This window comes from Streptomyces sp. NPDC007945 (assembly GCF_042958885.1).
GTDB lineage: Bacteria > Actinomycetota > Actinomycetes > Streptomycetales > Streptomycetaceae > Streptomyces.
Window position 1 is genome coordinate 303,659 of sequence record NZ_JBIBJV010000007.1, and the last position, 17,949, is coordinate 321,607.

Annotated in this window: 17 protein-coding genes; 11 read left to right on the forward strand and 6 right to left on the reverse strand. The window is 73.6% G+C overall.

Translation table 11 applies throughout. From position 1 onward, the window contains the following. Nucleotides 1-6: 6 nt before the first annotated feature. A complete protein-coding gene (locus ACFZCF_RS23745; RefSeq protein WP_388447148.1) occupies nucleotides 7-1,464 on the reverse strand; it encodes an amino acid permease in 1,458 nt (485 codons plus the stop codon). A 215-nt stretch (nucleotides 1,465-1,679) separates the two neighbouring features. Then, complete coding sequence (locus ACFZCF_RS23750) at nucleotides 1,680-2,381, reverse strand: FadR/GntR family transcriptional regulator (protein WP_388447150.1); 702 nt, start codon at nucleotides 2,379-2,381, stop codon at nucleotides 1,680-1,682. A 183-nt stretch (nucleotides 2,382-2,564) separates the two neighbouring features. Here ACFZCF_RS23750 and ACFZCF_RS23755 point away from each other — a divergent pair, with 183 nt between their 5' ends. Then, nucleotides 2,565-3,092 carry a gluconokinase, GntK/IdnK-type gene (locus ACFZCF_RS23755; RefSeq protein ID WP_391288594.1) on the forward strand — a complete coding sequence of 176 codons (528 nt, stop codon included), beginning with the start codon at nucleotides 2,565-2,567 and terminating at the stop codon, nucleotides 3,090-3,092. A gap of 37 nt (nucleotides 3,093-3,129) precedes the next feature. After that, nucleotides 3,130-4,527, forward strand: coding sequence for a GntP family permease (locus tag ACFZCF_RS23760; RefSeq protein WP_388447154.1), 1,398 nt, complete (start codon nucleotides 3,130-3,132; stop codon nucleotides 4,525-4,527). A gap of 91 nt (nucleotides 4,528-4,618) precedes the next feature. Here ACFZCF_RS23760 and ACFZCF_RS23765 read toward each other — a convergent pair whose 3' ends face one another. After that, nucleotides 4,619-6,274 carry an FAD-binding dehydrogenase gene (locus ACFZCF_RS23765; protein ID WP_391288596.1) on the reverse strand — a complete coding sequence of 552 codons (1,656 nt, stop codon included), beginning with the start codon at nucleotides 6,272-6,274 and terminating at the stop codon, nucleotides 4,619-4,621. 139 nt (nucleotides 6,275-6,413) lie between these two features. Here ACFZCF_RS23765 and ACFZCF_RS23770 point away from each other — a divergent pair, with 139 nt between their 5' ends. From ACFZCF_RS23770 to ACFZCF_RS23780, 3 genes are all read left to right on the forward strand, one after another. Continuing rightward, nucleotides 6,414-6,941, forward strand: a complete 528-nt coding sequence (locus ACFZCF_RS23770; RefSeq protein ID WP_388447158.1) for an NUDIX hydrolase — start codon at nucleotides 6,414-6,416, stop codon at nucleotides 6,939-6,941. A 23-nt stretch (nucleotides 6,942-6,964) separates the two neighbouring features. Next, nucleotides 6,965-7,357, forward strand: coding sequence for a YidH family protein (locus ACFZCF_RS23775; protein ID WP_189955004.1), 393 nt, complete (start codon nucleotides 6,965-6,967; stop codon nucleotides 7,355-7,357). Between the two features lie 167 nt (nucleotides 7,358-7,524). Then, entirely contained in the window at nucleotides 7,525-7,848 is a 324-nt protein-coding gene (locus ACFZCF_RS23780) for a DUF202 domain-containing protein (protein ID WP_391288599.1), read from the forward strand. 13 nt (nucleotides 7,849-7,861) lie between these two features. On the opposite strand, the gene ACFZCF_RS23785 is transcribed toward ACFZCF_RS23780, so the two are convergent. Next, nucleotides 7,862-8,791, reverse strand: a complete 930-nt coding sequence (locus ACFZCF_RS23785; protein WP_391288601.1) for a zinc-binding dehydrogenase — start codon at nucleotides 8,789-8,791, stop codon at nucleotides 7,862-7,864. A gap of 212 nt (nucleotides 8,792-9,003) precedes the next feature. On the opposite strand from ACFZCF_RS23785, the gene ACFZCF_RS23790 reads away from it, so the two are divergent. The 3 genes from ACFZCF_RS23790 (at nucleotide 9,004) to ACFZCF_RS23800 (ending at nucleotide 12,505) form a co-directional block, all read left to right on the forward strand. Then, complete coding sequence (locus tag ACFZCF_RS23790) at nucleotides 9,004-9,915, forward strand: MBL fold metallo-hydrolase (protein ID WP_391288603.1); 912 nt, start codon at nucleotides 9,004-9,006, stop codon at nucleotides 9,913-9,915. Between the two features lie 343 nt (nucleotides 9,916-10,258). Then, nucleotides 10,259-11,284, forward strand: coding sequence for a phosphotransferase family protein (locus ACFZCF_RS23795; RefSeq protein WP_388447167.1), 1,026 nt, complete (start codon nucleotides 10,259-10,261; stop codon nucleotides 11,282-11,284). 6 nt (nucleotides 11,285-11,290) lie between these two features. Further along, nucleotides 11,291-12,505 (forward strand): acyl-CoA dehydrogenase family protein, encoded by a 1,215-nt coding sequence (locus tag ACFZCF_RS23800; RefSeq protein ID WP_391288606.1) that lies wholly within the window; start codon nucleotides 11,291-11,293, stop codon nucleotides 12,503-12,505. A 4-nt stretch (nucleotides 12,506-12,509) separates the two neighbouring features. Here ACFZCF_RS23800 and ACFZCF_RS23805 read toward each other — a convergent pair whose 3' ends face one another. Together ACFZCF_RS23805 and ACFZCF_RS23810 are read right to left on the reverse strand one after the other, a co-directional pair. Continuing rightward, nucleotides 12,510-13,103 (reverse strand): TetR/AcrR family transcriptional regulator, encoded by a 594-nt coding sequence (locus ACFZCF_RS23805; protein ID WP_388447171.1) that lies wholly within the window; start codon nucleotides 13,101-13,103, stop codon nucleotides 12,510-12,512. An 84-nt stretch (nucleotides 13,104-13,187) separates the two neighbouring features. Further along, nucleotides 13,188-13,964, reverse strand: coding sequence for an SDR family NAD(P)-dependent oxidoreductase (locus ACFZCF_RS23810; protein ID WP_391288608.1), 777 nt, complete (start codon nucleotides 13,962-13,964; stop codon nucleotides 13,188-13,190). 199 nt (nucleotides 13,965-14,163) lie between these two features. Here ACFZCF_RS23810 and ACFZCF_RS23815 point away from each other — a divergent pair, with 199 nt between their 5' ends. The 3 genes from ACFZCF_RS23815 (at nucleotide 14,164) to ACFZCF_RS23825 (ending at nucleotide 17,800) form a co-directional block, all read left to right on the forward strand. After that, a complete protein-coding gene (locus tag ACFZCF_RS23815) occupies nucleotides 14,164-15,414 on the forward strand; it encodes an exo-beta-N-acetylmuramidase NamZ domain-containing protein (protein ID WP_388447175.1) in 1,251 nt (416 codons plus the stop codon). Between the two features lie 299 nt (nucleotides 15,415-15,713). After that, nucleotides 15,714-17,012 carry a serine-threonine protein kinase gene (locus ACFZCF_RS23820; RefSeq protein ID WP_391288731.1) on the forward strand — a complete coding sequence of 433 codons (1,299 nt, stop codon included), beginning with the start codon at nucleotides 15,714-15,716 and terminating at the stop codon, nucleotides 17,010-17,012. A gap of 176 nt (nucleotides 17,013-17,188) precedes the next feature. Then, nucleotides 17,189-17,800 carry a hypothetical protein gene (locus ACFZCF_RS23825; RefSeq protein ID WP_388447177.1) on the forward strand — a complete coding sequence of 204 codons (612 nt, stop codon included), beginning with the start codon at nucleotides 17,189-17,191 and terminating at the stop codon, nucleotides 17,798-17,800. The last annotated feature ends 149 nt before the right edge of the window (nucleotides 17,801-17,949 follow it).

Here is a 17,949-nt window from a genome sequence, read left to right on the forward strand (position 1 = left end):
GTGGGGTCAGTCCTGCCGGCCGGAGGTCTCGCGGACGCGGCGGCGGACCAGGAACCAGCCGCCGACAAGGGCCGCGCCGATCAGCGGCAGGCAGTTCACGGTGGTGCGGCCGATGCCGCCGTCCATCCACATGAGGACGAGGACGGAGCCGAGGAAGACCAGGGTCACGATCTGGGTGTACGGGGCCCAGGGCAGCCGGTAGGCGGGGCGGGCGAGGAGGCCCTGCTCGGCGCGGCGGACGAAGAGAAGCGAACACACCATGATCATGGCCCAGGTGCCGATGATGCCGATCGAGGCGAAGTTGAGGACCAGCTCGAAGGCGTCCTCGGGCATCTTGGCGTTGAGGATCACGCCGACGACGCCGAAGCCTGCGGTGAGCAGGATGCCGCCGTAGGGGACGCCGCCCTTGTTCATGACGCCGGTGAACTTCGGCGCGGAGCCGGCCAGCGACATGGAGCGCAGGATGCGGCCGGTGGAGTAGAGGCCGGAGTTGAGGCTGGAGAGGGCGGCGGTGAGGACGACGAGGTTCATCACGCCGGCGGCGCCGGGGATGCCCAGCTTGTCGAAGACGGTGACGAAGGGGCTCTGGTCGCCGGAGTAGGCCGTGTACGGGAGGATCAGCGCGAGCAGGACGACGGAGCCGACGTAGAAAAGGCCGACGCGCCACATGATCGAGTTGATCGCCTTCGGCATGATCTTCTCGGGGTTCTCAGTCTCGCCGGCGGCGACGCCGCAGAGCTCGACGGAGGCGTAGGCGAAGACGACGCCCTGGATGAGCAGGAGCATCGGCATCATGCCGTTGGGGAAGATGCCGCCGTTCTCGGTGATGTTGGCGAGGCCCGGGGTGGAGCCGCCGACGTCGTGCGAGGTCACGACGAGGAAGATGCCGACGAGCATGAAGGCGACGAGCGCGGCGACCTTGATGATCGCGAACCAGAACTCCATCTCGCCGAAGTACTTCACCGAGATGAGGTTGGCGGCGAGGACGACGGCGAGGGCGATCAGGGCGAGGATCCACTGCGGGACGTCGCTGAACATCGACCAGAAGTGGGCGTAGGTGGCCGCGGCGGTGATGTCGGCGACGGCGGTGGTCGACCAGTTGAGGAAGTAGAGCCAGCCGGCCGTGTAGGCGCCCTTCTCGCCCATGAACTCGCGCGCGTAGGAGACGAAGGCGCCGGAGGACGGGCGGTAGAGCACCAGCTCGCCGAGGGCCCGGACCACGAAGAAGGCGAAGACGCCGCAGACCGCGTACGCGATGAAGAGCGAGGGGCCGGCGCTGGCCATCCGGCCGCCGGCGCCGAGGAAGAGCCCGGTGCCGATGGCGCCGCCGATGGCGATCATGTTGATGTGCCGGGACTTGAGGTCCTTGCGGTACCCGGCGTCGCCGGCGTCCACGTGGGGGGAGGCGGCCGTGTGCGCCGGGGCGGCGGACAGCGGCTCGGCCGCGGTGACGCGGTCAGTCATGGAGTTGTTCGCCTTCGTGAGGGAGGTCGGGGCTGTGCGGTACCCGGCCGGGCGGGTCCCTTCGTGGGGGTCGTCCCTGCACGGCCAGCCGACATCCTCACGGCAAGGCCCACTCACTGACTGTGAGCGAATTCACTGAACGCCCGTATTTGAGCTAGTTCAGAGGTTACGGAGCGCTGTACGGCGTACGAGCGGGGCGTGTCGGGCGGGGGCCGTCACGGGGCCAGGACGTCCAGCTCCTTGAGCGCGCCGACGGCGATCTCGCGGGTCAGGGCCTCGGCGCGGGCGGCGTCCCGCTCCCGTACCGCCTCGGCGACCTGGACGTGGAGGGTGACGGCGGCCGGGTCGGGGTCCTCGAACATCACGTGGTGGTGGGTGCGGCCGGTGAGGACCTCGGCGACGACGTCGCCGAGGCGGGCGAACATCTCGTTCCCCGAGGCGTTCAGGACGACCCGGTGGAAGGCGATGTCGTGGACGAGGTACGCCTCCAGCTGCCGGCCGCGCGAGGTGGCGACCATGCCGAGGGCCCGCTCGGTGAGTTCCCGGCACTGCTCAGGGGTGGCGTGGGCGGCGGCGAGGCCGGCGGCGACGGGTTCCACGGCCGAGCGCAGCACGGTGAGCGAGCGGAGCTGGCGGGGGCGGTCGGCGCCGGCCAGGCGCCAGCGGATGACCTGGGGGTCGTAGACGTTCCAGCTCTCGGTGGGCAGGACCGTGACGCCGACCCGGCGGCGGGACTCCACCAGGTGCATCGACTCCAGGACGCGGACCACCTCGCGGACGACGGTCCGGGAGACGTCGAAGGTCTGGGCGAGCTCGTCGGTGCGGAGCACGGTGCCGGGCGGGTACTCCCCGGCGGTGATGGCCAGGCCCAGGGTGGCGAGCACGTGCGAGTGGAGCCCCTGGGCCGATGTCGTCATGGGGCTCAGCCTATGCGGGGGCGCTCCGGTGATCACATCGGGAATTAAAAGTACTACTTTTATGTCACAGACCCTTGAATACGTCGTACTCAATAGGTTTCATGAGCGCGACGGATCGATGTCGCGAAGACAGCACCGCTGTCGAGCAGCACCGATGTCGAAGAAGACAGCGAGGCACCCCCCATGAGCACCACCCCCCACCCCGCCGCTCCCCCGGTCGTCGTCGTCATGGGCGTCGCCGGGACCGGGAAGACCACGATCGGCCCGCTGGTCGCCGACGCCCTCGGCCTGCCGTACGCGGAGGGCGACGACTTCCACCCGGCGGCCAACGTGGCCAAGATGTCGGCCGGCGTCCCGCTCGACGACGCCGACCGCGAACCGTGGCTCGACGCCATCGGCGCCTGGGCGCACGAGCGGGCCGGGCTGGGCGGGGTGGTGAGCAGTTCCGCGCTGAAGCGGATCTACCGGGACCGGCTGCGCGCGGCCGCCCCCGGGATCGTCTTCCTCCACCTGACCGGCGACCGGGAGCTGATCGAGGGCCGGATGGCCTCCCGCAAGGGCCACTTCATGCCCACCGCTCTGCTCGATTCGCAGTTCGCCACCCTGCAGCCGCTGCAGGACGACGAGGCCGGCGTCGCCGTCGACGTCTCCGGCACCCCCCAGGAGATCACCGACCGGGCCGTCGCCGCGCTGCGGCGCCTCGCCGGCTGACCCCTCTCCCCCACCTGCCCGTACGAAGGACACCACCGTGACCAGTCTCAGCGTCGAGACCCTGGCAGCGGATGCCGTCGAACCGATCACCTCGGCCGGCAACGCCCAGCTGGGCATCGCCGTTCTCGCCGGCATCGCCGTCATCGTCCTGCTCATCACCAAGTTCAAGCTGCACGCGTTCCTGGCGCTGACCATCGGCTCGCTCGCGCTCGGCGCGTTCGCCGGGGCGCCGCTCGCGGACACCATCAAGGCGTTCAGCACCGGGCTCGGCAACACGGTCGCCGGCGTCGGCGTGCTGATCGCGCTCGGCGCGATCCTCGGCAAGCTGCTCGCCGACTCCGGCGGCGCCGACCAGATCGTCGACACGATCCTCGCGAAGGCCAGTAGGCGGTCCATGCCGTGGGCGATGGTCCTCATCGCCTCGGTGATCGGTCTGCCGCTCTTCTTCGAGGTCGGCATCGTGCTGCTGATCCCGGTGGTCCTGATGGTCGCCAAGCGCGGCAACTACTCCCTGATGCGGATCGGCATCCCCGCCCTCGCCGGTCTCTCCGTGATGCACGGGCTGATCCCGCCGCACCCCGGCCCGCTCGTCGCGATCGACGCCGTCGGCGCCAACCTGGGCGTCACCCTCGCCCTCGGCCTCGTCGTCGCCGTCCCCACCGTGATCATCGCCGGCCCGCTCTTCTCCCGGTACGCCGCCCGCTGGGTGGACATCCAGGCGCCCGAGCACATGATCCCGTCGCGTCCCTCGGAGGACCTGGACAAGCGCCCCGGCTTCGGCGTCACCGTCGCCACCGTCATGCTGCCGGTCGTCCTGATGCTGGTGAAGGCGCTCGTCGACATCGTCGTCGACGACCCGGAGAACGGGGTGCAGAAGGTCACCGACGTCATCGGCTCGCCGCTGATCGCGCTGCTCGCCGCCGTCATAGTGGCGCTGTTCACGCTGGGCCGCGCGGCCGGCTTCACCAAGGAGCGGCTGTCCTCGACCGTCGAGAAGTCCCTCGCCCCGATCGCGGGCGTGCTGCTGATCGTCGGCGCCGGCGGCGGCTTCAAGCAGACCCTGATCGACATCGGCGTCGGTCAGATGATCCTGGACTTCTCCAAGAGCTGGTCGATCCCGGCGCTGCTGCTCGCCTGGCTGATCGCCGTCGCCATCCGGCTCGCCACGGGCTCCGCCACGGTCGCGACGATCTCGGCGGCGGGCCTGGTGGCCCCGCTGGCCGCGGGCATGTCGACCGGTGAGACGGCGCTGCTCGTGCTGGCGATCGGTGCCGGTTCGCTCTTCTTCAGCCACGTCAACGACGCCGGTTTCTGGCTGGTGAAGGAGTACTTCGGCATGAACGTCGGCCAGACGATCAAGACCTGGTCGGTGATGGAGACCATCATCTCGGTGGTGGGCCTGGTGTTCGTGCTGCTGCTTTCGCTGCTGGTGTAGCGGCGACGGCGGTGCCGCGAAGGGCCCCGGACCTCCCCCAGGAGGTCCGGGGCCCTTCGCCGTGCGCGGTCTCGGCCCACGCCGTGCGCGGTCAGCCCACGGCGCCCGCCGCCGCCCGGCCCGCCGCGCGGCCGGAGAAGACGCAGCCGCCGAGGAAGGTGCCTTCGAGGGAGCGGTATCCGTGGACGCCGCCGCCGCCGAATCCGGCGGCCTCGCCCGCCGCGTACAGGCCCGGCAGGGGCTCGCCCGTCTCGGTGAGGACACGGGAGGAGAGGTCGGTCTGGAGGCCGCCGAGGGACTTGCGGGTGAGGATGTTGAGGCGGACGGCGATCAGCGGGCCGGCCTTGGGGTCGAGGATGCGGTGCGGGGCCGCGGTGCGGATGAGGCGGTCGCCGAGGTAGCCGCGGGCGCCTCGGATCGCGGTGATCTGGAGGTCCTTGGTGAAGGGGTTGGCGATCTCGCGGTCCCGGGCGGTGACCTCGCGGCGCAGGGCCGCCTCGTCGATCAGGTCCCGGCCGGTGATCCGGTTCATGCCGCGGACGAGCGCCGACAGGTCGTCCTCGACGACGAAGTCGGCGCCCTTGTCCATGAACGCCCGGACGGGGCCGGGGACGTCGGCGCGGGCGCGGCCGAGGACGTCGCGGACGGACTTGCCGGTGAGGTCGGGGTTCTGCTCGGAGCCGGAGAGGGCGAACTCCTTGCCGATGATCCGCCGGTCGAGGACGAACCAGGTGTGGTCGTGGCCGGTCCGCATGATGTGCTCGAGCGTGCCGAGGGTGTCGAAGCCGGGGAAGAGCGGCACCGGGAGCCGCTTGCCGGTGGCGTCGAGCCACAGGGAGGAGGGGCCGGGCAGGATGCGGATGCCGTGCCGGGCCCAGATCGGGCTCCAGTTCTCGATGCCCTCGGTGTAGTGCCACATCCGGTCGCGGTTGACGTGCCGGGCGCCGGCCTTCTCCGCGATGCCGAGCATCAGGCCGTCGACGTGGGCGGGGACGCCGGAGAGCAGCTTCGCGGGCGGGGTGCCGAGGCGGGCGGGCCACTGGGCGCGGACCAGGTCGTGGTTGCCGCCGATGCCGCCGGTGGTGACGATCACCGCTTGCGCCCGCAGCTCGAAGGAGCCGGTGACGGTACGGCTGCTGGCGGTGCCGCGCACGGCGTCCGAGGGCTCCAGGAGCTCGCCGGTGACCGTGTCGAGGGCGCCGGCGGTGCGGCCGAGGGAGGTGACGCGGTGGCGGAAGCGGAAGGTGACGAGGCCCCGGGCGACGCCCTCGCGGACCTTCGCCTCGAAGGGGGCGACGAGGCCGGGTCCCGTACCCCAGGTGATGTGGAAGCGGGGGACGGAGTTGCCGTGGCCGGTGGCGTCGTAGCCGCCGCGCTCGGCCCAGCCGACGACGGGGAAGAAGCGGATGCCGCGCGCGTGGAGCCAGGAGCGCTTCTCGCCGGCGGCGAAGTCGACGTACGCCTCCGCCCAGCGGCGGGCCCAGGCGTCCTCGGGCCGGTCGAAGCCGGCGGTGCCCATCCAGTCCTGGAGGGCGAGGGCGTGGCTGTCCCGGACGCGCAGTCGGCGCTGTTCGGGCGAGTCGACGAGGAAGAGGCCGCCGAAGGACCAATGGGCCTGGCCGCCGATCGACTGTTCGGGCTCCTGGTCCAGGAGGATCACGGACCGGCCGGCGTCGACCAGTTCGGCGGTGGCGACGAGACCGGCGAGGCCGGCCCCGATGACGATCACATCGGCGTCGTAGGACATGGACCGCATCTTGGATACACGGATGTATCGAGTCAACCGTTCGGGCGGGGGAAGTCCGCTGCGGGCAGGGGCGGTGATCCCCGCCGGTCGCGGAATCCCGGCGGCGGGGCCGTGGTCCCCGTGGTGGTTTCATGGGCGCATGAGCGCCGCTGAGGAAATGATCGACGTCGTCGACGAGGACGACCGGGTGATCGGACGGGCACCACGCGGTGAGGTGTACGCGCGGGGCCTTATCCACCGCTGCACCTTCATCCGGGTGCGGGACGCCGAGGGCCGGCTCTTCGTGCACCGCAGGACGCCGACGAAGCTGGTGTACCCGTCCCTGTACGACCTGTTCGTCGGCGGGGTCGTCGGCGCCGGCGAGTCCTACGAGGACGCCGCGCTCCGCGAGGCCGAGGAGGAGCTGGGCGTCTCCGGGCTCCCCCGGCCCGACTTCCTCTTCAAGTTCCTCTACGACTCCGGGGGCGTGGCCGGGAAGTGGTGGTCGTCCGTGTACGAGGTCCGCTGCGACCTGCCGGTGCGGCCGCAGGTGGAGGAGGTCGCCTGGCACGCCTTCCTCACCGAGGAGGAACTGCGCGAGCGGCTGCCCGGCGCGCCCGGGGCCTGGGAGTGGGTGCCGGACGGACTCGCGGCGTACGAGCGGCTGGCGGCGGGCCCGGAGGCGTAGCGGCGGGCCGTTAGGGTGCCGGGGTGAGCCGATTCGTACAGAGCCTGCGGCTGTGGTTCGCGCCGCGGCGGATCCGGGACGAGGGCGAGACCCCCGACTACCGCTTCTCCCTCGCCAACGAGCGGACGTTCCTCGCCTGGATCAGGACGGCGCTCGCGCTCATCGGCGGCGGTTTCGCCGTCGACCAGTTCCTGCCGGACCTGCGCTGGGCGGTCCGGGTCGGGCTCGCGCTCGCCCTGCTGGCCGCCGGCGTGCTGTGCGCGCTGCGGGCGGTGAACCACTGGATCCGCTGCGAGCGGGCCATGCGCCGGGGCGAGGACCTGCCGGTCTCCCGCTTCCCGGCGGTCCTGAGCCTCACCGTCGCCGTGGTGGCAGTCGCGATGGTGGTCCTCGTGGTCTTCGGGCGGGCCGGGTAGTGGGCGGTGCCGCGCCGGGATCGGGGGCGGGGGCAGGATCCGGGGAGGGGGCCGGGTCGGGATCGGGGGCCGGGACCGGGTGGGGTGCCGGGTCGGGATCGGGGGCTCGGACCGGGCCAGGGACCGGGTCGGGGCCGGGGGCCGGGTCGGGGTCGGGCGTTGGGTCCGTGTCCGGGTTCGCCGGGGGTGAGGCCCGGGATCCCGGGCTCCAGCCGGAACGGACCCGGCTCGCCTGGCGCCGGACCACGCTGTCATGGACGGTCGTGGCCGTCCTCGGCATCAAGCTGGCCCTCCTCGACGGCGCCACCGCGGCCGGCCTGACCGGCCTCGCCCTCGCCGCCCTCCTGTGGATCGCCTTCCTGGCCGTCTCCCACCGCCGCATCCGCACCCTGGACACCGCCCGGCCCCCGGTCCTGTCGGCCCGGGGGGCGGTGCTGGCCGCGGGGTGCACGGTGGCGCTGGCGGTGTGCGGGGCGGTGCTGATCTGGTGATCGCCGCCCCGGGCTACGGCACCGTCACCACGACCTTGCCCTGGAGGCCGCCCTCCGCGCTGGCCCGCTGGGCGTCCGCGGCGCGTTCCAGGGGGAAGGTCTTGGCCACGCGCACGTCCAGGACTCCCTCGTCGGCGAGGTCGGCCAGCGCGGCCAGGTCGGCGGCGTCGGGGCGGACCCAGAAGTAGCGTCCGCCGAGCGCCAGGGCCTCCCCGTCGGCGATGGAGGCGAGCCGGCCGCCGGGCGCGAGCAGCTTCGCCGCGTGCGGGAGGAAGGGGCCGCCGAGGGTGTCCAGGACGGCGTCCACGCCCTTCGGGGCGAGCTCCTTGACCTGGTGGGCGAAGGTCCGTTCGTCGAAGAGGACCGGTTCGGCGCCGAGTTCCCTCACCCGGTCCACGCCCGACTCCCGGACCGCTCCGAGGACGCGGCAGCCGAGGTGCCGGGCGATCTGCACGGCCATCGTGCCGACTCCGCCGCCCGCCGCCAGGACCAGGACCGTCTCCCCCGACCGTACCGAGAGCGCGGTGTGCAGCGCCTGGTAGGCGGTGAGCCCCACGAGGGGCAGCCCCGCGGCCTCCTCGAAGGAGCAGGAGCGGGGCTTGCGGGCGAGGGTGCGGACGGGGGCGGCGACGTATTCGGCGAAGGTGCCGTGCGCGAGGAAGTCCTCCCGGACGTACCCCATCACCTCGTCGCCCTCCGCCCACTCGGTGACGGAGACGCCGGGCCGGACGACGACGCCGGAGACGTCCCAGCCGGGGACGACGGGGAAGACGGCGTCGATCATCCCGTCGAGGTACCCGGCCTGCGCCTTCCAGTCGACCGGGTTGACCGCCGCGGCCCGCACCCTGACCAGGACCTCGTCGGGCCCCACCTTCGGGTCGGGCAGCTCGCCGTACTCCAGTACCTCGGGGCCGCCGTAGCGGCGGTAGCTGATGGCCTTCATAACTCCGACCCTCGGCGCGGGCGGGGCGCTCCGCAAGCCGGGCGGGGCCGTCGGGAACGGAGGGAGCGGCCCTCGCGGGGGACGACGGGAGGGAAGCCGCGGGAAAGCGCCCCCGGCGCGGGCCGGTCGATGGCAGGCTTCCGCTGATCCGTCGATCATGCCCGCCTCACCGAAACCCGCCGATCCGACCGACATTTCTCCCGGGGAGCCCTGTGCCTGCCACCGACCCGTACGTGGTCACGCTCGCGCCGCACGTCCACGCCTACGTCCAGCCCGACGGCGGCTGGTGCCTGAACAACGCCGGTTTCCTGGGCGACCCGGGCGAGTCGCTGCTCGTCGACACGACCGCCACCGAGCGGCGCGCCCTGCTGCTGCGCGAGGCGGTGCTCGCCGCGGGGCTGCCGCTGCCGCGCACGATCGTGAACACCCACCACCACGGCGACCACACCTACGGCAACGGCGTGTTCCGGCCGGAGGCACGGATCGTCGGGCACGAGAACTGCCGGACCGAGCAACTGGCCGCCGGGCACCAGCTGCACCTGCTGTGGCCGCGGAACGACTTCGGCCGGGTCGAGATCACGCCGCCCGACCTCACGTACCGCGACCGGCTGACCGTGTACGCCGGCGGCATCGAGGTGCGGGTGCTGCACCCGGGTCCCGCGCACACGACCGGCGACTCGATCGTGCACCTGCCGGAGCGGGGCGTGGTCTTCACCGGGGACCTGGTCTTCCAGGGCGGCACCCCGTTCGTGCCCATGGGCACGGTGTCCGGCTCGCTGCGCGCGCTCGACGTGCTGCGGTCGCTGGACGCGGAGCGGGTGGTGCCGGGGCACGGGCCGGTGACGGACCCGAGCGCGTACGACGCCACCGAGCGGTATCTGCGATGGGTGCTGGAGCTGGCCGCCGAGGGGCGCGCCCAGGGCGATCCGCCGCTGGAGACCGCGCGGCGGGCGGAGCTGGGCGAGTTCGCCGCGTGGCGGGAGAGCGAGCGCCTCGTGGCCAACCTGCACCGGGCGTACGCGGAGCTGGACGGGCTCCCGGAAGGACATCCGCTCGATCCCACCGCCGTGTTCGGCGACATGGCGGCGATGAACGGCGGCGTGCCGGTGGCCTGCCACGCCTGAGGGGCCGGGCCGGGCCGGGCCGGGCCCGGCGCGGGTGCGGGCGGGCGCCGGCGCGGGTGCGGGCGGCCGCCGGTGCGGGTGTACGCGGTTGTGGGCATGCGCGCGCGGGTTCGGGCGGACCCGAGTGCGGGCGCGTGGGCGTGCGGTGCCGGCGAGCGCGGGTGCGGGCGTGCCCGGGTGGGGCACGCGCGCGTGCGCCGGGCGCGGGAGCGCGGCGGGCACGCGCGCGGGGAGGGCCGGACGGGTTCCGGTCCTCCTCGGCCGTTTCGGGGCCCCCTGGACGACATACCGACTGGTCGGTCATCATGAACGCCGACCGACCGACCCACCGGAGGTACGCCCCATGAGCCATCCCGCCCCGCCACCCGGCCTCGACCCCGAGCGCCTGCGCCGCCATCTGGACCGCGAGCGGCCGGGGCTGGTGTCCGGTCCCCTGGAAGCCAGGCTGATCGAGGGCGGCCGCTCCAACCTCACGTACGTCGTCACCGACGGCACCGGCCGCTGGGTGGTGCGCCGCCCGCCGCTCGGGCACGTCCTGGCCACCGCGCACGACATGCGGCGCGAGCACCGGGTGATCAGCGCCCTCGGCGGGACCGCGGTGCCGGTGCCCGGCACGGTGCTGCTGTGCGAGGACGAGGAGGTGCTCGGGGCGCCCTTCTACGTGATGGAGTTCGTCGAGGGGACCCCGTACCGCTCCGCCGCCCAGCTGGCACCGCTGGGTCCGGAGCGCACCCGGGCCGCCGTCCTCGGCCTGGTCGACACCCTGGTCGACCTCCACGCGGTGGAGCCGGGGGCCGTCGGGCTGGACGACTTCGGCCGGCCGGAGGGCTTCCTCGACCGGCAGCTGCGCCGCTGGGGCAAGCAGCTTGCCGCCTCCCGGGGACGCGACCTGCCCGGCATCGAGGAGCTGCACGCCGCCCTCGGCCGCGCGCTGCCCGACTCTCCCGCGCCGACCGTGGTGCACGGCGACTACCGGCTCGACAACGCCCTCGTCGGCGACGACGACCGGATCCGGGCCGTCCTCGACTGGGAGATGTCCACGCTCGGCGACCCGCTGACCGACCTGGGCCTCCTCGTCATGTACAGCACCCCGCTGGACCTGCCCGGCTCACCCATCTCGACCACCGCGACCGCCGCCGGCCACCCGGCCGCCGCCGAGCTGGTCGAGCGGTACGCCGCCCGTTCCGGCCGGGACGTCTCCGCCCTCTCCTGGTACACGGCCTTCGCCTGGTTCAAGCTCGCCGTGATCCTGGAGGGCATCCACTACCGCTACACCCTCGGGCAGACCGTCGGCGCCGGCTTCGACCGCATCGGCGACCTGGTCCCCGTCTTCATCGAGCACGGCCTGACCACCCTTCAGGAGGGCTGACCCGCCATGGACTTCTCCTACGACGCCCGCACCGAGGAGCTGCGCGCCCGGCTCCTCGCCTTCATGGACGAGCACGTGTACCCCGCCGAGGCCGTCGCCGAGGAGCAGCGCGCCGCGCTCGCCTCCCCGTGGGACGAGCCGCCGGTGGTGGCGGAGCTGAAGGCCGAGGCCAAGCGCCAGGGACTGTGGAACCTCTTCCTTCCGGACGAGGAGTACGGGGCCGGGCTGACCAACCTCCAGTACGCCCCGCTCGCCGAGATCACCGGCCGCAGCCCGCAGCTCGCGCCGACCGCCCTCAACTGCGCGGCCCCGGACACCGGGAACATGGAGCTGCTCGCCCAGTTCGCCGACGACGCGCAGAAGAAGCAGTGGCTGGAGCCGCTGCTCGCGGGCGAGATCCGGTCCGCCTTCGCGATGACCGAGCCCGAGGTCGCCTCCTCCGACGCGACCAACATCGAGACCCGGATCCGTCGGGACGGGGACTCGTACGTGGTCGACGGGCGCAAGTGGTACATCTCCGGGGCGATGAACCCCGACTGCAGGGTCTTCATCGTGATGGGCAAGACCGACCCCGACGGGTCGGACCCCCGCCGCCAGCAGTCGATGATCCTCGTCCCGCGCGACACGCCGGGCGTCGAGGTGCGCCGGGCGATGCGGGTCTACGGCTACGAGGACCACTACCACGGCGGACACGCCGAGGTGGTCTTCGAGAACGTGCGGGTCCCCGCCGCGAACCTGATCGGCGAGGAGGGCGGCGGCTTCGCCATCGCCCAGGCCCGGCTCGGCCCGGGCCGCATCCACCACTGCATGCGGCTGATCGGCATGGCCGAGCGGGCGGTGGAGCTGACCTGCCGCCGGGCCGTCTCCCGTACGGCCTTCGGCAAGACCCTCGCCCAGCAGGGCGTGGTGCAGAACTGGATCGCGGACGCCCGGGTGACGATCGAACAGCTGCGGCTGCTCGTCCTCAAGACGGCCTGGCTGATGGACACCGTCGGCAACAAGGGCGCCCACACCGAGATCCAGGCCATCAAGATCGCCACCCCGCGCGCGGTGGTGGACATCATCGACAAGGCGGTGCAGGCGCACGGCGCGGGCGGCGTGTCGCAGGACTTCCCGCTCGCCGAGCTGTGGGCGGCGGCGCGGACCCTGCGGCTCGCGGACGGGCCCGACGAGGTGCACCAGCGGTCGCTGGCCCGCCGCGAGCTGAAGCGCTACCTCTGAGGGCTCAGGGGCGCAGGGCCCGCAGCAGGAGGTCGGCGAGGTGGTCGGCGACCTGCTGCGGGGTCAGCGGCCCGTCCGGGCGGTACCACGTGGACAGGTGGTGCACGGAGCCGAAGTGGTAGTCCACGACGAGGTCGGCGGGCGTGGCGGAGGAGAAGACGCCCGCCCGCTGGCCTTCCTCCACGAGGGCGCGGAAGCGCTCGTGGTAGCGGCGGCGTTCGGAGCGGACCTGCTTGTTCTTCTCGGGGCTCAGGTGGTGCATGGAGCGGAAGAAGATCGAGGCGTCGTCGAGGTTCTCGATGGTGGTGACGACGACGTCGGCGGCGGCGGCGCGCAGCCGCTCCTCGACGGGCGCGTCGGAGCCCGCGAAGTCGTCGAGCCGCTCCTGCTGGAGGCGGAGCACGCGCGCGTAGACCTCCTGGAGGAGGTCCTCCTTGGAGCCGAAGTAGTGGTACAGCGCGCCCTTGGTGACGCCCGCCGCCTCGACGATCTCCTGGACGGAGGTGCGGTCGTAGCCCTGCTCCGCGAAGAGCCGGGTGGCGGCGGCGAGGAGCCTCTGGGGGACGGGCGAACCGTCCCCGTCCGTCGTCCTGGCCATGCTCCGCCGCCTTCCGTTCCGCTGCCCCGTTCCTGGCGCACGGGGTCTGTCGTCGGTAGATCTTCCCATCCGTCGCCGGGTGCGCTAGCGCGCGCCCGCCTCCCAGTGCCGCTGGAGCTTGTTCATGCCGCCGAGCCAGCGCTCGGGGTCGCCCGCCCGGTTCCGGTAGAAGTCGGCGACCTCCGGGTGCGGCAGGACGAGGAAACGGTCCTCCGCGATGGCGTCGAGGAGGGCGTCCGCGACGGTCTCGGGCTCCACGGCGGTGGGGACCAGGACGAGGTCGCCGGCCGAGCCGGTGGCCGTCAGCATGTCGGTGCGGACGCCCTGGGGGCAGATGGCGTGCACCTTGAGGCCGCGGTGGCGGTAGGTGAGGGAGAGCCATTCGGCGAAGGCGTAGGCGCCGTGCTTGGAGACGCTGTAGGGGGCGGCGCCGATCATGGTGAGCAGGCCGGCGGCGGAGACGGTGGAGACGAAGCGGCCGGTGCCGCGCTCCAGCCAGTCGGGGAGCAGGGCGCGGGCCGCGCGGACGTGGGCCATGACGTTGACGTCCCAGGCGGCGGCCCAGACGGCCTCGTCGGCGAAGGCGTCTCCGCCGGAGCCGAGTCCGGCGTTGGCGCACCAGACGTCAACCGTGCCGCCGAGGGCGTCGCGGGCCTCGTCGACGATCGCGGAGGCGTCGCCGGGGACGGCGGGCGCGCCGATCTCGTCGGCGACGGCCTTGGCGCGGCCCGGGTCGAGGTCGTTGACGACCACGCGGGCGCCTTCGGCGGCGAAGCGCCGGGCGAGGGCGGCGCCGATGCCGCCGCCCGCTCCGGTGACGACGACGCCGGCGCCCCGGAGCTCGTGCGTGCCCGCGTTCATGGACCCCTCCAGGTGGTTCGGTGCGGCTCGTGGATTCCTTCGACAGCGAGCAGACTAACCGGTCGGTATGGAGCGGTGGAAGACCTCGTGCCTTCGGTGGACGCCTTCCGCACGCCTCGTTCCCCCGCGGCGTCGTGAGCGCTAGCCTGCGTGCCCATGTCACGCATGAGGCGAGAGCACGCATGAGGCGGGAGCGCGCATGAAGCGGACGAGACTGTCGCGCCGGGGTCTGCTGGCCGCCGGAGGGGCGCTGGCCGCCACGACGGCGGCCCCGGCCGCGGCGGCCCCCGGGCGGGGGCACGCGCGCGTGCGGACCGGTTTCGAGCGGCTCGCGGCGGACGGGTACGCCCTCCTGGCCGGCGAACGGGTCGGCGTCGTCACCAACCCGACCGGGATCGCCTCCGACGCCCGCCACCTGGTGGACGTCATGCACGCCGACGAACGGGTCGACCTGGTCGCCGTCTTCGGCCCGGAGCACGGCTTCCGGGGCACCGCGCAGGCGGGCGGCTCCGAGGGCCGGTACGACGACCCGGCGACCGGGCTGCCGGTGTACGACACGTACCTGAAGAGCGGGCGACCGCTGGCGGACGTCTTCACGGCGTCCGGCGTGGACACCGTCGTCTTCGACATCCAGGACGCGGGCGCCCGCTTCTACACGTACATCTGGACGCTGTACGACTGCATGGTGGCGGCGGAGCTGGCCGGGAAGCGGTTCGTGGTCCTGGACCGGCCGAACCCGGTGAGCGGCCGGGCGGCCCTCGGTCCCGTCCTCGACCGGGCCTTCGCGACCTTCGTGGGCCGCGAGCCCATCGCCCAGGCGCACGGGATGACGGTGGCCGAGCTGGCGCTCCTGTTCAACGCCGAGTTCCTGCCCCGGCCCGTGGAGCTGGAGACGGTGCCCATGACGGGGTGGCGGCGGTCGGACTTCTTCGACGCCACCGGACTGCCGTGGGTGCCGCCCAGCCCCAACATGCCGACGCCGGAGACCGCGCTCGTCTACTCGGGCACCTGCCTCTTCGAGGGCACCAACCTCTCCGAGGGCCGGGGCACCACCCGTCCCTTCGAACTCCTCGGCGCGGAGGGCGTCGACCGCCGCTGGGCGGAGGCGGCGAACGCCCTGGAGCTGCCCGGGGTCCGCTTCCGCGAGGCCTACTTCACGCCGACCTTCTCCAAGTTCCAGGGCCGCACGGTCGGCGGCGTGCAGCTGCACGTCCACGACCGCGAGGCCTTCGACCCGGTACGCGCGGGGATCGCGCTCCTGGTCACCGCCCGCGCCTCCTGGTCCGGCTTCGCCTGGCGGCCCGACCACTGGATCGACAAGCTCACCGGCTCCACCCGCGTCCGCACCCTCGTCGACGCCGGCGCGGGCACCGACGACATCGTGGCCGCCTGGTCCGAGGACCTGGCCGCCTTCCGCGCCGTCCGGCGGGAGCACCTGCTGTACCGGTGAGGGCGGGGCCGCCCCGGCGGGACGGAATCGCCCGGGTGGGCCTGGCTCGCGGCGCGCCGGGAGCTCCGGCACATCGGCGCGCCCTCCCGCGGGGGGGGCACGGCGCCCTCCGTGCGGCCGCCCGGCGCATACGACGGACCGATCCACTTCCCGGTCGTCACGGCGGCCCGGCCGCGCCGAGGTCCGTACCGCCCGGAGAGGTCTGGGAACGGCCGGATTCGGGCATGCTGCCCAGGGGTCGCGGGACGCGTCCCCTGGGCGCTTCCTCGACGGGGAGGGACGGGCGGGCCGTGAGCGGGATGAGTGTGGATCCGTACCGGGAGATCGTCTTCGACAAGGACGGGGAGGGGCCCGCCGGGCAGGGCGCCGAACTGGTCGGACTGGCGCGGCGCGGGCTGACGGACCTGATCGTGTTCGCCCACGGGTGGAACAACTCCCCGTCCGGCGCGACCCGGTGGTACGCGGACTTCTTCGCCCCGTTCCCGGAGCTGCTCGCTCCGGGTGTCGAGGCGGGGTACGCGGGCGTGGTCTGGCCCTCGATGATGTTCACGGACGAGCCGGTGCCGGACTTCCGGGCGCTGGTGACGGTGCTCCCGGAGAAGGAGCGGACGGTCGCACGGCTCACCGAGCTGCTGGAGCTGGCACCGCCCCAGGAGGCCGCGTTCGCCGAGTTCGGGGCGCTGCTGCGGGAGTTGGCGGACGTCGGCGGGGAGGCGGCGGGCCGGGGGGTGGCCGCGGGTTCGGGGCCGGGTTCCGGGCCGGGGTCTGGCTCGGGCTCGGGCTCGGGCTCGGGTGGGGACATACCAGCGTTCCTGGTGGCGGATCCGATGGAGATGTGTGCCCTGTTCGCGGACGCGGCCGAGGCGGAGGCCGGGACTCAGGCGGGGGCGGGCACGGGGGCGGTCGCGCCTCCGGGACGGTCGGGCGAGGGGTTCGGGCGGCTCTGGAAGGGCGGCCGGGAGGCGCTGCGGCAGGCCACGTACTACGTGATGAAGCGGCGTGCGGGGCAGGTGGGCGAGCGCGGGCTCGGGCCGCTCCTCGCCGAGGTGGCGCGGGCGGCGCCGGGGCTGCGGGTGCACCTCGTGGGGCACAGCATGGGCGCCCGGCTGGTGGCGTACGCCCTGCGCGGGCTGCCGGGGGCCCTGCGGCCGGTCAGGTCGATGACGCTGCTCCAGGGGGCCTTCTCCCACTACGCGTTCGCGGCCCGGTTGCCGCACGCCCCCGACCGGTCGGGGGCCCTGAAGGACATGCAGCTGCGGGTGCGGGGGCCGGTGGTGGCCTGCCACTCCCACCACGACTCCGCGCTCGGCGTCTTCTACCCGCTGGCCTCCCTCGCGGCCCGCGACTCGGCGTCCCTGACGGGGCCGCTCGGGCGGATCGCGGCGCGCGACCCCCGGTGGGGAGCGATCGGCTGGGACGGCGTGCAGGGCGTGCCGGGGGCGCCGCGGCGGAGGCTCGCGACGGTGCTGCGGGACGGCGTCCCGGCCTCGGGCTGCGTGAGCGTGGACACGGCGGACGTGGTCCGTTCGCACAGCGACGTCCGACGGCCGGAGCTGGCCCGGGTGGTGGTCTCGGCCGCCCGGATCGGTCGGCGCTGAGGCACTCGCGCTGACCTGCGCGGATGCCGCCGAGCACGCGATCGGGACGCCTGCGAGCGAGTGGCGTCTTCTCGCCACGTCCCGCTCGTCGGGCGTTCGGGCGGAACACGGCGGCGCCGCCGTTCGTCCCTCTGGTACCGCGGATGCGCGGCGACCAGCGACGGAGGTGGCGAGCGATGGCCGGTTTCCGGAGTCTCGCGAGACAGGTGCGTGATCAGGGTTGCGACACGGCGCTGCGCAGGTATTCCCTGCGCAAGTGCCTGGAGCGGTTCGCTCCTTACGGGCACCGGGCGACCTGGGACCACCTGTGCCGCAGGCACGGGTTCGGACCCGACGACCGGGAGCTCGATCCGGCGCGGCTGGTGGCCGCCCTGGAGGAGTTGGAGGAGGCGCGGGCCGTATGGCTGGCGTACGAGGCGGAGTTCGCCGCCCGGCGCCGCCGCGAGAAGCACGACGGGCTGCGCGCCCTGGGCGCGCTGGACGACTGGCACCGGGACGTCTGGGGCGGCAACGGCGTGGTGCGGTGCGGCGATCCGGCCGTCCATCCGACGGACCCGCTGCCGCAGGTGATGCGGCGCCTCGTGGCCGCCCTGGAGCGGGGGCCGGGCGAGGCGTGCCCCGTGTGCTCGGGCACCGGGATCGCGTGGGCCGACGGCCCCGGGGACCCCGAATGGTACGGCCCGGTGTGCACGGACTGCGGCGTCGAGGTGCCCCGCGCCGTCCTGACCCCCGGCGCCCTGGCCCGCGCCCGGGGGACACGCAGCCGCCCCCTGGTCCCGGCGGCCTGACCCGGCCCCCGACGCGGCCGCGGAGCCCGGGGGTTCCGATGCTCCGGCGACGCCGGACGGTAGGTGGACGGGGCCGCGGAGCCGACGGTGGCGCCGCGTGATCCGGCCGGGCTCGCCCGGGCCGCGGCGGCCTCGGTGGCGACGGGCGG

Coding starts and splice junctions, on each gene's coding strand:
- ACFZCF_RS23770 (WP_388447158.1), top strand. CDS start 6,414: ATGAGCGCCGCTGAGGAAATGATCGACGTCGTCGACGAGGACGACCGG.
- ACFZCF_RS23755 (WP_391288594.1), top strand. CDS start 2,565: ATGAGCACCACCCCCCACCCCGCCGCTCCCCCGGTCGTCGTCGTCATG.
- ACFZCF_RS23795 (WP_388447167.1), top strand. CDS start 10,259: ATGAGCCATCCCGCCCCGCCACCCGGCCTCGACCCCGAGCGCCTGCGC.
- ACFZCF_RS23765 (WP_391288596.1), bottom strand. CDS start 6,274: ATGTCCTACGACGCCGATGTGATCGTCATCGGGGCCGGCCTCGCCGGT.
- ACFZCF_RS23745 (WP_388447148.1), bottom strand. CDS start 1,464: ATGACTGACCGCGTCACCGCGGCCGAGCCGCTGTCCGCCGCCCCGGCG.
- ACFZCF_RS23815 (WP_388447175.1), top strand. CDS start 14,164: ATGAAGCGGACGAGACTGTCGCGCCGGGGTCTGCTGGCCGCCGGAGGG.
- ACFZCF_RS23750 (WP_388447150.1), bottom strand. CDS start 2,381: ATGACGACATCGGCCCAGGGGCTCCACTCGCACGTGCTCGCCACCCTG.
- ACFZCF_RS23800 (WP_391288606.1), top strand. CDS start 11,291: ATGGACTTCTCCTACGACGCCCGCACCGAGGAGCTGCGCGCCCGGCTC.
- ACFZCF_RS23785 (WP_391288601.1), bottom strand. CDS start 8,791: ATGAAGGCCATCAGCTACCGCCGCTACGGCGGCCCCGAGGTACTGGAG.
- ACFZCF_RS23805 (WP_388447171.1), bottom strand. CDS start 13,103: ATGGCCAGGACGACGGACGGGGACGGTTCGCCCGTCCCCCAGAGGCTC.
- ACFZCF_RS23810 (WP_391288608.1), bottom strand. CDS start 13,964: ATGAACGCGGGCACGCACGAGCTCCGGGGCGCCGGCGTCGTCGTCACC.
- ACFZCF_RS23825 (WP_388447177.1), top strand. CDS start 17,189: ATGGCCGGTTTCCGGAGTCTCGCGAGACAGGTGCGTGATCAGGGTTGC.
- ACFZCF_RS23820 (WP_391288731.1), top strand. CDS start 15,714: ATGAGTGTGGATCCGTACCGGGAGATCGTCTTCGACAAGGACGGGGAG.